This window comes from Vibrio sp. 10N.286.51.B11 (assembly GCF_041469245.1).
Classification (GTDB): Bacteria; Pseudomonadota; Gammaproteobacteria; order Enterobacterales; family Vibrionaceae; genus Vibrio; species Vibrio crassostreae_C.
In genome coordinates this window covers 1-13,435 of sequence record NZ_JBFRKI010000022.1, presented here as the reverse complement: position 1 = coordinate 13,435, position 13,435 = coordinate 1, and the positions used below count along the sequence as shown (strand labels likewise).

At 37.7% G+C, this 13,435-nt stretch carries 9 protein-coding genes and 4 pseudogenes; 2 read left to right on the top strand and 11 right to left on the bottom strand.

Features of this window, described 5'->3' with window-relative positions; translation table 11 throughout:
- Positions 1 to 23 precede the first annotated feature (23 nt).
- The 4 genes and pseudogenes from tnpC to AB4154_RS11855 all read right to left on the bottom strand — a co-directional run.
- A pseudogene (gene tnpC / locus AB4154_RS11870) lies at positions 24 to 684 on the bottom strand (IS66 family transposase); the annotation flags it as partial.
- A gap of 321 nt (positions 685 to 1,005) precedes the next feature.
- Positions 1,006 to 1,233, bottom strand: coding sequence for an IS66 family insertion sequence element accessory protein TnpB (gene tnpB, locus AB4154_RS11865; RefSeq protein ID WP_372123119.1), 228 nt, complete (start codon positions 1,231 to 1,233; stop codon positions 1,006 to 1,008).
- 89 nt (positions 1,234 to 1,322) lie between these two features.
- Positions 1,323 to 1,609, bottom strand: a pseudogene (tnpA, locus tag AB4154_RS11860) (IS66 family insertion sequence element accessory protein TnpA); the annotation flags it as partial.
- 285 nt (positions 1,610 to 1,894) lie between these two features.
- Positions 1,895 to 2,161 carry a hypothetical protein gene (locus tag AB4154_RS11855; RefSeq protein ID WP_136973904.1) on the bottom strand — a complete coding sequence of 89 codons (267 nt, stop codon included), beginning with the start codon at positions 2,159 to 2,161 and terminating at the stop codon, positions 1,895 to 1,897.
- Positions 2,162 to 2,445: 284 nt separating this feature from the next.
- Here AB4154_RS11855 and AB4154_RS11850 point away from each other — a divergent pair.
- A pseudogene (locus AB4154_RS11850) lies at positions 2,446 to 2,608 on the top strand (IS5/IS1182 family transposase); the annotation flags it as partial.
- A 95-nt stretch (positions 2,609 to 2,703) separates the two neighbouring features.
- On the opposite strand, the gene AB4154_RS11845 reads toward AB4154_RS11850, so the two are convergent.
- From AB4154_RS11845 to AB4154_RS11815, 7 genes are all read right to left on the bottom strand, one after another.
- The gene (locus AB4154_RS11845) at positions 2,704 to 5,979 is read right to left on the bottom strand and encodes an Ig-like domain-containing protein (RefSeq protein WP_372123118.1); all 3,276 of its coding nucleotides are present in this window, start codon (positions 5,977 to 5,979) and stop codon (positions 2,704 to 2,706) included.
- Between the two features lie 18 nt (positions 5,980 to 5,997).
- Positions 5,998 to 6,762 carry an outer membrane beta-barrel protein gene (locus AB4154_RS11840; protein WP_136973902.1) on the bottom strand — a complete coding sequence of 255 codons (765 nt, stop codon included), beginning with the start codon at positions 6,760 to 6,762 and terminating at the stop codon, positions 5,998 to 6,000.
- Between the two features lies 1 nt (position 6,763).
- Complete coding sequence (locus tag AB4154_RS11835) at positions 6,764 to 7,858, bottom strand: hypothetical protein (protein WP_136973901.1); 1,095 nt, start codon at positions 7,856 to 7,858, stop codon at positions 6,764 to 6,766.
- Complete coding sequence (locus AB4154_RS11830; RefSeq protein WP_136973900.1) at positions 7,855 to 8,613, bottom strand: hypothetical protein; 759 nt, start codon at positions 8,611 to 8,613, stop codon at positions 7,855 to 7,857. Before AB4154_RS11830 ends, AB4154_RS11835 begins: the two co-directional genes overlap by 4 nt.
- 8 nt (positions 8,614 to 8,621) lie before the next feature.
- A complete protein-coding gene (locus AB4154_RS11825) occupies positions 8,622 to 11,372 on the bottom strand; it encodes a TcfC E-set like domain-containing protein (RefSeq protein WP_136973899.1) in 2,751 nt (916 codons plus the stop codon).
- Between the two features lie 15 nt (positions 11,373 to 11,387).
- Positions 11,388 to 12,023 carry a hypothetical protein gene (locus tag AB4154_RS11820; protein WP_136973898.1) on the bottom strand — a complete coding sequence of 212 codons (636 nt, stop codon included), beginning with the start codon at positions 12,021 to 12,023 and terminating at the stop codon, positions 11,388 to 11,390.
- Positions 12,024 to 12,090: 67 nt separating this feature from the next.
- Positions 12,091 to 12,666, bottom strand: coding sequence for a hypothetical protein (locus AB4154_RS11815; RefSeq protein ID WP_136973897.1), 576 nt, complete (start codon positions 12,664 to 12,666; stop codon positions 12,091 to 12,093).
- Positions 12,667 to 12,905: 239 nt separating this feature from the next.
- Here AB4154_RS11815 and AB4154_RS11810 point away from each other — a divergent pair.
- Positions 12,906 to 13,435 (top strand): annotated as a pseudogene (locus AB4154_RS11810) (transposase); the annotation flags it as partial.

Genomic DNA, 13,435 nt, shown 5'->3' with positions numbered 1-13,435 from the left:
CATGAGCCCATGGGGCGATATAACTAGTGTTTGAAGTTCCAAGGTAGGAGTGCGTCGATATCAGGCTCTGTTTTCGCCAACTCTTTCATGCACTTGACTATGTAGTCGTAGAAGATAAGACCGTTGGCTTTCACGGTCTCGATGATGCTGTAAAATATTTCGCTCGCATCAGCGCCGTTTGGTGCATTAAGGAATAACCAATTTTTCTTCCAATAGCCAGCAGTTTAATTGCGCGTTCAGCGCGATTATTATCGATAGATAAGTGACCATCGTCGATATAACGAATGAGCTTAGGTTATTGCCCGAGCGTGTATTTTATCGCTTTGCCTCGTGGGCTAGAACATATCACTTTCTGGGTCGTCATCTATTGGTAAAGGTCATCCAGTATCAGCTTGGCAAGCGCTTGACGCTCTGCTTTTCATTCTTCAGTAGGCGCACCTTTTTTGCGTAATTCTATCCCGTAGAGTTTTGGGATTTTAGCCAACGCCTTATCGGCCTTGCCCGACTTACCTTTACCTTGAAGCTTTTTCTCATCCATAAACTTGCCCGAGCATGAACCAAACCCCTCATACTGGTGACTTGATGAACACAATCATAAGCAGCGTAACCATCGGTTTGTAGATAACCGTTGTAGTCAACTAAAAAGTCAATAGGGCACGCCCTCTCGCGACTGTTTTGATAGTCGTCAATTCAACCTCTTCTTCCTTAATGGCTTCACATTCCGCTTCGTTGAAGAGGTCACCTTATGATTCATCGTAAGGCTTTTTCGACTCCGCGCATTTAGCAAACTGGCGGGCAAATGCGAGCTTAAGCTGTTCAAGCAGCAATTGACGCTCTTGTTACCATTGTGATTCCTGATACTATTGCGAGAGCATCAGGGCTTTCACCATTGCTCGTAGCTCGGCAACATTTTGATTTTCTGGGTTGATACTTGGCGTCTTTTCATGGCATTTATTATACTAAAATCGTGCCGTTAACGCTTGGTGGATAAGGCTTTGTTCACGATTAACTCATTGTAAAATCGTTTATTTTGACGCACACGGGTTCATGCCCGATAATTGTGAAGTCTGAAAGCAGTCTATCAAGCTCAAATTGTGTGAGGGTAAACACCTGACTTTTTTCATTTGAAGGCCACTTATCCTTGGCTTTTTCAAGGCGTTTATACCAAAGGGAGAAGCCTGTTTTCACCCAGTACAACACTTTAATCTTATCGTGCTGTTTATTGGTAAACAAGCACCGCTGCCAAGAAGCAAGTCAGTGTCATTTTCGAAAATCGTAGCAAGACCGTTGATGGACTTTCTAAAATCGACGCTTTCACGATAAAGGTAAATCTCTGGTGCTTTAAGAATACTCAGCTCCACATCATTGATGAGAAGTGTCATGTTAACCGTTGCTATCTGGACCTGATACTTAATTGTCTTTTCGACGATTTCGTCTCTAACAAATCCGATAGGCTCAGACTGGTTTGCTATTTGGAGTTGACGCCGCTTTGCGAAGAACGTAGATAAACTCAGTCCATGTTGTTCTCAAAAAGTGCGTGGGTAATACTGCTGCTTTCATATTGTTCAAACCATGCTTGCCATTCTAGGTTGGTACGTCGTTTTGTCATTTCAACTCACCTTTGGGGTGAAGAATTGCTCCTATTCTTCGTGCTGGATGAGTAGAATTCGGAGGTTAAGTCGCGCTCATATTTTAATGACTAAATATCAAATTATTAGGCATTACTCCCCTTCCCAGAACATTGTTCTGACTGCTCATTATTAAGTATATATTTACGGAAGATGGACCCTTTGTTATGTAAGCGCACCACACTCTCACATGGCGTGCTTTAATAAATAAATTCTAAGAAAGTAATGATCTTTCATCTATCTTAAGCTTGGTAAGTTTTTTCTCTTTATAAATGATAGGAGATAGTGACTATATCATTCGTTTGGTTGATTTTTAGTTCTCTAGTGCTTTCCAAATTTTCCTTGAGGGGGTAGATAAGCTTCAAGCCATCGATTTCCCATTTAAGATCATCCTTATCTATAGTCAGATTTTCGGGCATATTGAACTCTGGGATTTTACCTAACCAATTGAGCGAAATTGAAGCACTATTCAACACTGGGGAAAATGATATTAAAAAGATGATATAGGTCGCTTTTGATGTTGCAAATTGCATAACGTCTTCCTTGAGTTATAATTCAACCCTTAAACAGTAGAACATTGCACAACAACAGTCTAGCGACTAAATTTATCCGTTATACTTTACACACAAAAAATCTAATTAATATTTTAATTTTTCAATCACTTACAGAACCTACAATGCGTGATTTTGTTGCTTAAATCGATGGAACTAAATTGAGAACCTACGATCTGAACAGCCACATCCACTACCTCTCGTAGCCCTATGCCTAAACCTCGTCACAAAACAACCATCCTTGAGGTGTCAGATGATAGCGCTGACGTTCACTCTCAGAAACAGCGATATATCGAGTTAAACATTTGCTCAGAGTACAATTAGATTTCAGAAATTACAGCACACAGTCAGGGTGAAACTTACGCGATGATAAAAGCGTTGAACAAGCTTACTGGATTAGGCATGCCTGAAACTTGTCGTATTGACTAAAAAGCATGCGAAACGAGGTCGCTCTATTTCAAAATTCAATTACGCAAAAAATGCCACCAACAAATTCTTTGTTGGTGGCATTTTAAATATAACTTTTACTTTTTAATGCAAGTCATAGAATAGGTCTCGGTCTGCCAGTCGTAACTTCGTGCACCAGTTTCAATATTAGTGAAGTATGCTGATTTATTGTCGCGCCAAGCCTCCCAGATCAGCTTGCTTCGACTGGGAAATGCTGTTGTCCATAAACCGCCAATACCATTCCCACGAAGATGCTGTATATCGTTGTGACCTGGTCGTTCAAAACCATTACGATTATTACAAAAATTAACAGCTTGATTCCACGTACCAGCTATAGGAACAATCCAATAATAATCGTTTCCAAAAATTAGACCGTTATCAACGGTATATCTTATGCTATCAGACGATCCATCAAGGCTTGCCGTTATTTGAGGGTTTGCCCAAGCATACGAGGAGTCATGGTTCATAGGGGTGAATACAACCCCTTTATCCACACTAACGCCACTCGCAGCATGAGAAAGGCTCCAAGCCGCACGATTTGTAACATCAACACTAGTACCATCACTCATATCCGCTACCGCTTTAAATGCTAGCCTATGATGTCTCACTGTTTCCGTGCCGTTTGGAGCGCTTACCGTCATACTCATTGCTATAGCGTTAGTCACGTTAAAGACTGCCGAGTCGCTATATGTTTGGTTATACGAGTTAACGCATGATAATTTTACGTTTGCGTTCCCGATGTTATTTGAAGAAGCCAATACTTGGCCGCTTTGATCAACCGTTGCTACGTTATGATTGCTACTACTCCATGTACAACCCGGTATACCGTTACCAGTAGAAGCTGAACCATCACTATAAATTACTCTTGATGTTAGGCGATGAGATAACCCTTGTGGACGACTAACATTCGTCTCGGTAATCTCAACACCCGTGATATATGCACTAGTCAATTTGATATTCTTCGTTAACGTCTTAGAGCCTAGTTGAAAAGTAATCGGTGATGAATTCTGAATCGTTAGGCCTGAAAATCTATTTTCATCGCGATCAAAATGTGTATTATCAAAATTCCAATTAGCGCTTGGGTCTGTTGATACATCCCTAGTACCATTAGTGTATGTAGCTGAGATCGTCAATTTGAATTTGCGCCCTAACGGATACGAGTCCGTAACTACACTAGTATTCACATCGGAAGCGGTAATACTATCGAGACTCACAAGCTGAGCTCCATTTACATTAATGGTTTGAGCTGTCGCTGATACTGAACCAGAACGCCATGTGAGCTCAATATAACCAGTAGTTGTGCTATTGGCTCTCGCTTTACAAGAGCTAGTATCACAATTAACAGTGACTAAGGAGCTGCCAGTTAACTCATTCCCTGTCGTACTATTGATCCATTTGATTGAGGTTCCCGCTTCATGTAATTGCTTTTTCGTTCCATCACTGAAGTTTATTTCACCAGTCAATGTAATTTCTGCTCCCAAAGGAACGGAGTTGCTCGATACATGTAAAGTACCACTGGTTACAACCGCATTAGTGACCTCCATTGACAATTTGTTCGAACGCAACGGATCATTAGATGCATCGTATTCTCCATGTACATCTGTCGTTCCCACTGTTTTACCAGTAAGTTGATTACCTTTAACTTCAAAGATTTCGGTACTTTGCACATAATTTGCAAGCGATTGATCGTAGGCAATCATATCACTTTCATGAGAGCCATCATTATAGTAACCCGACAAGTTTGCCGCTATAGGGTAGCCTTGCGCAACAACAAGTGAAGTAGTGCCTGTTGGGGGAGCTGCCGAAAGAGCAAGACTTGTCAGCATTCGCTTCCCTCTCAGTACACAAGCAGGAAAATAGCTCGTTAATGCTGATGTTGGATCATCCAAATTCGCTCTATCAATAGTGTAAGGTGGAAGTGAGATATCCATTAACTTATAGACACTAGAGCTTAAGTCTTCTTTAACCAGATAAGTCGTTGCATTAGGCCATTTAGATGAAGTCGTCCAACCTCGATCAACCAAAGATTTTAGTTCAGCGGCCGTCGCTATTTCAGCTCCAAGTAGATCGCAGTAATGAAGCAGATCATTACTGTTCAATCGTCCAACTAAGTAATTTGCCCCAGACTGACTCACATTAAACAAATCCGTAAACAAATAACTGTTAGCGACCAATTCATTGATGCCTTTGGGTGCAAAAAACAACGTTCCAGATGCTGGATGAGTGATATCCGTCCAAGTTGGAAGAGCGTCTTCATCCAATACAACAATGGTTAAGTGACCTATTGCATAAGCACCTTTTTTATCACTGACCACATAAGTGACACTATGATCTTTCTGAACGGAAGTTTGGAAGAAAAACTCCATATTAGCAGGGTTATTAGCATTGGAAGCTTTAATTCTAGTATGTGGCGCGCTCATCGAATGGACATAAATAAGTTGTAGAGCATCGCCATCGATTGACGAGACATAAGGGCTCACATCAATATCAAACCCTGTACGAGCATTCTTCAGAGAAACATAGCCCTTGCCCGTATCATAGGTAACATCAGGGTTAAGAACTAAGATGCCTTGGTTTGCACTATTTGAAACCACAATATCTATAGTGCCACTATACGCTATCGCATTAGCACTATCCGTATAACTGTACATTAGCCTATCCAGGCCCGTAAATCCGAGGGCAGGCGTATACGTAATTTTATCATTACCAGTATCAACGTTTACAATTGACGCATTACCAAATGGTTGAGACACACTCCCCCCTAACGCCATATTTGAAACGTCCATACCCTGCTCTAGAAGTTCATCGAGTAGATTAATTGATACTGGTTGATAAACACTACTCGAATCGTTGACTAAAGCAATTTGAGAAAGAGGCGGCAGTTCTGTACTGTTAGCATTGCTTACAACAACCCTAACCATAGCAGTATTTGTATCAGTGCTTGACTGAGAAGATACACTATAAGCACTATTCGTTAGTGTGGCAATCTGGTAATTATAATCACATACTCTTGCCTGTTTCCGTGGAACAGTAAAAGAGTATTCATCAATAGACGAAACATTACACGTAGGGTCATTACTATTAACACTAACAACATTAGTTAACTTAAATGCATTATCATCGCTATCCTTCAACACAACGTCATACAAATCAACGACGAAGTCATCTTGGGCTAACTCTGTATTAAACAATGCATCTTTAGCAACAACTTGAACAGGAGCATCTACGTCTACCGGCTTCAGTGACGAATTACCACTTTCACTTTCACCACCACAGCCGTACAAAGTGGCAGTAGCAAGACTATACAATAAAAGCTTCGAACGATGTGAAAAAAAACTTTCTTTTATTCTCATTACAATATGCCTATATTACTATTGTTTTATTGGGTAAAAAATACGCTCACCCGGATAGATTAAATCGATTGATCTATTTCTCAATGACAATTGTGGGTTTGCTAAAATAACATCACCAAGTGGTATATTTAGTTTTTTACCAATCTTTGTAAGGTTGTCATACTTTATTACCACATAATAGTCATAATATTTCTTCGATTTTTTCTCTTGTAAGTTCATCTCACTTGATGAGATATTCACCTCATCAGTATCGGCAATAACACTTATCGGTTCATAATAAATGCTAGATTGTTCTTCCTTGAATCGAACGGAAAAATTATAATTTAAAGAAATAAGAAATGAGTATACGTCATCATATCTATTTGATATCAAACTTTGATAACCTACATCCACATACCAATCATTATTTAAATGGTAATTGATACCCATATTAATTGTAGGATTGAAATTATCTTCCAAATAACTCAAGCCAAAACCTGCATAAATTGATGCGTAGTCGCTCACTTGCCAATTTTTCTTAGAACGTAAGAAAATATCATTAGGTTGTATTTCATTTTTATTTGTAAAGTCTGTAAATCCTGTTTCCAACAACCATTTGCTTTCAAATTTATAACCAATAGAAAACTCGAAACCTTGTGACTCTAAATACTTTTCTTTGTTTTCTTTCAAACTGCTAACATAACCAACACCTAACTTCATGTTGTTGTAATTAACATCTAAACTTTCATTAGCTTTTAACCCAAAAGATAATAAAACTGATAGAAAAATAATCATTTTATACATGTTAAATCACCGGTTCGATAGTAACATCGACAATATCGTTATATTTACCAGAAATGAGGGTAGTACCATCTACGTTCGAGTAACCAAACCTTAAAACAAATGTAATATTTTTCGCAGGATCACTTCCAATCAGCACATTATCATTTTTAACTTCTCCGATTTTATCTACCATTTCGATAGTTTCAGTAAGCTTAGAACCGCACCTTATACATTGAATATAGTAAGGGATATTTGGACCTGACACGGATTCATGATTTAAAGAATACTTTCTGTTACTAATTGATAGCCTAATCCCATTATCGAAATACCCTGCAACACTTACACTGACATCTTCAGGCACACCATCAACAGTACGAGAGGTGGAATCATAAACTGTTGTAATATCGACATTTTTATTACTTAGATGTACACTTGTTATCCAAACAGGGTCATAGTTAATAATTATAGATATTGTTTCATTGATTATTCGATGAGTTAGTACGTTTCCAACGTAGTAGTTGACCTTAATTGAAATAGGAACAAATGCGGTATAGACACCTTTAGGTTGCCCATCTAATGCTTTTTGTATATCAGCATCTTGAATATCAATAATTGGACGATATAGAATAAAAGGTATCGTAGAAGCAGCATTTGATATTTTACTAGCAGACATGCAGTTTGCCCCCCTCATATCAATCATTGAGCCGGAAATACTATCCTTTAAGCAAGCGTGTCCTAAACCAGAGTTAGAAATACTATTTGATATACCAGTCGTATTATATTGTACGCCTACAACACCAATTGGAACATTAGCCGACTCCCAGTAGCGACCGGTGACAGTACCAGAAAATCTAACATTGGTTGGCGGTGCAGCAACAAATGTACCAGGCACCCAATGATTAACAGTTGGTAATCCGAGTCTACTTGCTTGCGACCATTCCGCAGGAACTTTCGCTGAAACATCTACATTCAATGCGTTAGTCCATACTGTGCCAGTAATATCAATATTTGCTCGGTATTCTACCGCTGCAAATGCCCGAGAGCCAAATAAAATATTAAGCAATGTTAAAAATAATACTGTATTTAAAAAAAACACAATCATTAATATACGTTTCATGTTTTGTCCTTAATAAACCCCAGTGGATGTAATACTTTTTCAGTTTTATAACTACCATTATAAGAGGATACATTTATATTAAGAGACTTATCTTTTACACGCTCATTAAGAGAAAAAGTTTTAGTTCTACCAGCAACTACAACGAATCGACTGTAACATTGCTTTGTATTCGTCTTGCTTTCACAATCATCGATAGAAACATAAATCATTGTATTGCTTTTGTTCTCAACAGTAATATTTTCTGAATTTGAACGAATCGTATAATCTATTTTAGGTTTATCCGTTGGTATAATAAAAACGGGAGCGAAACCGTAATTTAGTTGCATTGAAGATGAGTTTTCAACACTTTCGTTAGGACCTGTATATGGAGCAGGCATAAAAGTAACAAAAAACATCAAATCTTTTGAGTCATCACAAGTTGTGTTGTAACAAAGACTTCGAATACCTACATTACGAGACTCACCAGGTTGGAGAACAAGCTTATTTAATGTTGTACTAATTTTCCAATGTTCAAAGTTACCTGAATTATAGGGCGTTTTTATAAAATCACTACCCTTATCATTCACATGAAATTCATCAATGTTCGCATTTACAAACAATGGTTTATCATTAGTATTAGCGACTGTAACGATTCCATTCTTATTCTTATCTGCAATCACAAACATTTTATCAATCGTCAAGCCAGACGCATTTACTGTTGATAAAAACTGAAGGCCAACAATGCCGATTAGATTAATAGTATTCAATAATTTCATATTCAAACCTAGTTATTTACAATTGGATATTTAATGTTGCTCGCACTATTTTTTATAACTATCTTTTTAAGTTGCTCTAACTGGTCAGAGTAATTAGCAAATAGTGCATTCATCATGGTCGTGTTTTGAGCAACATAAACAACCGTCATTGTTTGACCAACATTTTTTTTAATAATTTTGTAACCGTAGTCTTTTAATTGATTAAGGAACTCATTATTATCAATATTTTCCTGTCGAAAAACACCTATATAGCTAGCTCGATACCCCTTACCTTCCAACTCAATTTCGTGCATATTCGCATAGTCAGTTGGCAGACAATAGTTAAGCCCGAGATTAAGGCGTACAATTTTGTTTCTATTGGGAATAAAGCACTCGCCTCCTTCAGAAGCCAAGTGAAAATCCAACCCTTCTAAGACGGTCACACGGTAAACACCATCTGTAATTTCATTGATGCTAATACAACCTTCACCTTTACAAGTCACACCTTGAACTAAATCTTCGTTCAAATCATTAAATCCACTTATAAACGACACTTTTCTATGAACATTTGGCTTTATTGTTGCAATAGATCCTGGTGTTGTGAATAATTTAACGCTCGCATCACCAGTGTTATACAAGTCGACACTTTCTGTATCGAAAAACACTTCATACTTTTCATAATCTCCCAATGGAATAACCTCTTGATCTTCTTCGATCATTTTCTTGGTCATTATTTTTCCATCCCGCTTAACCATCAAATATCCACGGTCAATTTGATTATCATCGTCCCATTTTTCTTTATTATCAATATCTAAAACCAAATAAGAATTAGATGGGCTTGATGATACATATCCGTCTTCAAATAAAATTTGAGATGATGATAGACTCCCACTTATACCAACACTTCCATCACTAGAAAAATAAGCAGATGTACTCGCTCTTCCAAAAGGATTATTTAAATCGGCAGAAAACGTACCACTCTGCCAAAATGAATCGCGATTTCTATCGTAGGTACTAGAAACCTGTAAAGAATTAGAAATCAATTTTGAATCAAAGACCTGTCTCTTACTTATAGAGTTGGTCATTTGACTAATTGAAGCGTCATCTCCGCCTCCGTAAATACTCGAAGAAAAATCCATCGAATCAGATAATGGTAACGTCCAATTAAAAAACACAGCATTTGTATCAAAGTCTGTATTAAAACTGATATCGACAGTGGACTTATTTATGGAGTTGAATCTATATCCAATTGTTAGGTCATCGTAGTTATAGTTCTCTTCTTCGTATGTGCGCTCGCCATAAATATAGATTTCATCTAGTTTTCTATTATAAGAATACGTTGCATAAAAAGAAGAACTTAGTCCAAATCGGTAATTAGTCGACAAGTAGATTCGTTCATAACTTTCGTCACCATGAAGAGTATTAGCTAGATAACTACCTTGGTTATCCAGTCTTTCATAATTTATATTTCCGTAGTTTGACGACAAACCACCATTGATATAGTTTGCATTTTCAAATAATTTAACACTCAATGAGATATCAGAATCAACACTTAATAAAGAATAACGAATCCCACTTTCTAGTGCTGTATCTTGCGAAGACTTCATCAACCCTGATCCAATCATCAGCGATGGCAAAAGTTGATAACTTATTCTCCCTTGAACAAATAAATCGCTATCAATCACATCATCATTAATGGCATTATCAGGGGAGAGTTGTCCAAAAGCCAACATATAGTCTATGCCGCCTTGACTCAGTGTATCCGTATCGTTGTTATAAACAGAATAACTACCACGGTTTATAGTCTCTCCACCAAGTCTTAAAATGATTTCAACTTGATAACGTCCTCTTGGAAGCTCACTATAATTTACGGTATTTTTCCCTTCACTAATGCGACTTTGGTAAATAATTTTCCCGTCTCTTTGGACTTCAACATCACCGGACCGAGGTGAAAAGAATGCGAGATGCTTCTTCGATGATGCTTCGCTAACAAGCATGTTGGATGACGAGCCAAAAACGACAGCCGTTTGTGGAGCTTGCGAGTTAAATCCTAACAAGAAATCAGTACTATTTACCTCTGGCGAATATTTGAAGTAACCAGCTCTAATCACTTTGTCGAGCACATCAAGATTGTACGACAACTCGTAAGCAGTTAGCTCGTTGTGCTTTTCTGAAGATACCGCCACACTTAGGTCAGACCTCACATAACCGTATGGTAGCCCAAACGTTGCTTTATCATTAATAGTTAAAATTGAATTCTGGCTAGAATAAGCTGAAAAGTAAGCATCAACATTGTTAACAAACCCTGGTGAATCGTTAAAATTTGAATGATAATCAGAATATACATTTCTAGCATTTAAGTTCAATATCTTTTCATCAACAAAAAAATAAATTTCTTTATCATTAAAATTATATAAAAACTCATACAAATCAGGGGTTATCAAACAATCTCGAACATAACCTTGGCAAAAAGATTTGTTAGACCAACCATTCTCAAAATTTTTAATTATTTCTTCATGATATTCAGCTTTCACATCGTTAACATTTAAGTATTGAACAATCAAATCTCGATTCTCAAACTTAGCCGTGTCATAATTCGCATTAAATAACATTGGCTCGCTAAAACTACCATCAAGATTTTTTAATCGGATTAAAGTATCTTTAAAAGTAAAAAAATCATCGAACCCTTGAGGTACGGTTCCATTCTTTGCTTTAACTTCACCAAAAAATAAGGAACCTATCAAGATAGAAAATAAAGTATAATAGTACGATTTTCTCAAAATTTTTCACCAAATTCATATGCCAACAGTAACAGTAAACAACAATGAACCACTGCACTCTGTATTCAACGCGCTTCCTGTAGGCATTATTGAAGCAATACTATTGAAAGCCAAAAAGTCAAGATTCAATTGATGAGTGTTCTTTTTCATCTCAATTATCCCACCCGAAGGAACATACACTTCGGAAAAATCATTGACAGAAGTTACGCCATCATGACTACCTATACCCGTATAGGTGTAATCGTTACTGCCAGACCCAACCTTACTAATCTTTACAGCAACAAATGTAGGATTCATTTTTTGACTTGCAGAAAAGTCGACCTTATTTGATGGATATATCCTATTAGCACATTCTGCTTTATTCTCTGTAAGCTCAACTCTGTATGGGACATTTAAAGTCACACCCGAAACCTGATTAGGAATATCTGTTTCTATAACTAGACTCACAGTTTCACTCTCAAAACGACTGCCGTCTGACATTACCTTCAAATTAATATTATCTGGTATCATTTTAATATCAGTTATAGATTGAGTGTACAATTTTGAAACATCAACTTCACTTTGAATTCGAATTTTTTCTTCGTATCTCTTCACAGCAGAGTTAACATTTGATGTGAAAACCAGAATAAGTAGACCGAGATATTTTTTCATCGATTTTAAAACAACTTAAAATGGTGGCAGTGATAATTATTAATAACATGCCACCTATTATTAATAATTATGCCGCAGTCGCTGAAATACCAACTTCGATCGAAATATCTTTACCAGCAACTTCGCTTGGATTTAGTGGTGTATCATTTTTCACGCGAATACCTACTTCATTTTGACTTGTCGTTGTCCAACTGGCCTTTTCATCGACAGGAGTACCATTGATCGTCACGATGATAGGATTGTTACCACCATTTAGAGAAGCAATATCTACACCAGAGCCAATAGTTCCAGCCACATGTTCAACGCTCCAAGTGATATTAATGGCAGTAACAGCAGTACCATTGAGCTCTGAACCTATACCCCACTTATCACCGGGAACAGGAGCTGAAGCTGAACCAGTATTCTCACGCAACTCAAGCACAATATGATTAGATGCGAATTTTGCATTCGATTCGACGCTGATTAAATCCCCTCTAAATGCATCAGCTGTAGTGGAACCATTATGACCAGTAATCATGTAATCACCATGTGCGATGCCGCTACCTACTTGTCCGGTCCATGAAAGGGTAGCCGTACTACTTGCAAGAGCATTTAAGCTCACCGCACCAAAAGCAATACCCAAAATTAATGCGTGTTTTTTCATTTTTCTCTCCTAGTTTTTATAAGCACAAATTTGAAACATGATTATAAGAACTAGGAGATAAAAATGAGATAGGAATACTCTGAGGCTTACGTAGTCATCCTCTCATGATGAGCTTTATTTCCTAAATCAAGGTACTAAATCTTCAACCTACGATCTGATCAACTACATTCACCACACGTTATAGCCTCATGTCGAAACCTAGTTACAAAACAATCAATTGGAAGTAATGCAACCAAACGATTATTAACCGTTGCTCTCTGACTTATTAATTGATGACGAAACGATTAGTCAATGACCACAAAGCAAACAGGGTAAGCTCGGTAGCTCAAATCAGTTCAATGATTTGGCTATCATTAAAGCGAGTATTACCAATACCCCAGAGGGCATTCCAAGGATTCATCTATTCGATATTTGGATTAGCCTATGATCGTTAAGTTGTCCGTAGGACACTTGTAGTAGCCGAAGAACCAAGCAAGTAGAGATTTCATTTAAGACAAGGGCGATACGACACTTAGCCATTGATGCGACTGGTCTTAAGGTTTATGGCGAAGGTGAATGGAAAGTAAAAAACACGGGACAGATAGTAGGAGTAGTGTCTCGAGAAAGCTTCATATTGAAGTTGATACAAGCACTCATGAAATCATTGCAGTTGAGCTAAGTTTATTGACGGTTAGCGATGGAGAAGTGCTCCCGAATTGACTGAACCAAACACGGCGAAGCATCCTAGAGGTGTCTGGTGATGGTATTTATGAAACGAGAGCGTGCTACG

What these genes read in the sequence shown, in the direction of transcription:
- AB4154_RS11855 (WP_136973904.1), bottom strand. Translation starts at nt 2,161, where the DNA reads ATGCAATTTGCAACATCAAAAGCGACCTATATCATCTTTTTAATATCA.
- AB4154_RS11845 (WP_372123118.1), bottom strand. Translation starts at nt 5,979, where the DNA reads ATGAGAATAAAAGAAAGTTTTTTTTCACATCGTTCGAAGCTTTTATTG.
- AB4154_RS11840 (WP_136973902.1), bottom strand. Translation starts at nt 6,762, where the DNA reads ATGTATAAAATGATTATTTTTCTATCAGTTTTATTATCTTTTGGGTTA.
- AB4154_RS11835 (WP_136973901.1), bottom strand. Translation starts at nt 7,858, where the DNA reads ATGAAACGTATATTAATGATTGTGTTTTTTTTAAATACAGTATTATTT.
- AB4154_RS11830 (WP_136973900.1), bottom strand. Translation starts at nt 8,613, where the DNA reads ATGAAATTATTGAATACTATTAATCTAATCGGCATTGTTGGCCTTCAG.
- AB4154_RS11820 (WP_136973898.1), bottom strand. Translation starts at nt 12,023, where the DNA reads ATGAAAAAATATCTCGGTCTACTTATTCTGGTTTTCACATCAAATGTT.
- AB4154_RS11815 (WP_136973897.1), bottom strand. Translation starts at nt 12,666, where the DNA reads ATGAAAAAACACGCATTAATTTTGGGTATTGCTTTTGGTGCGGTGAGC.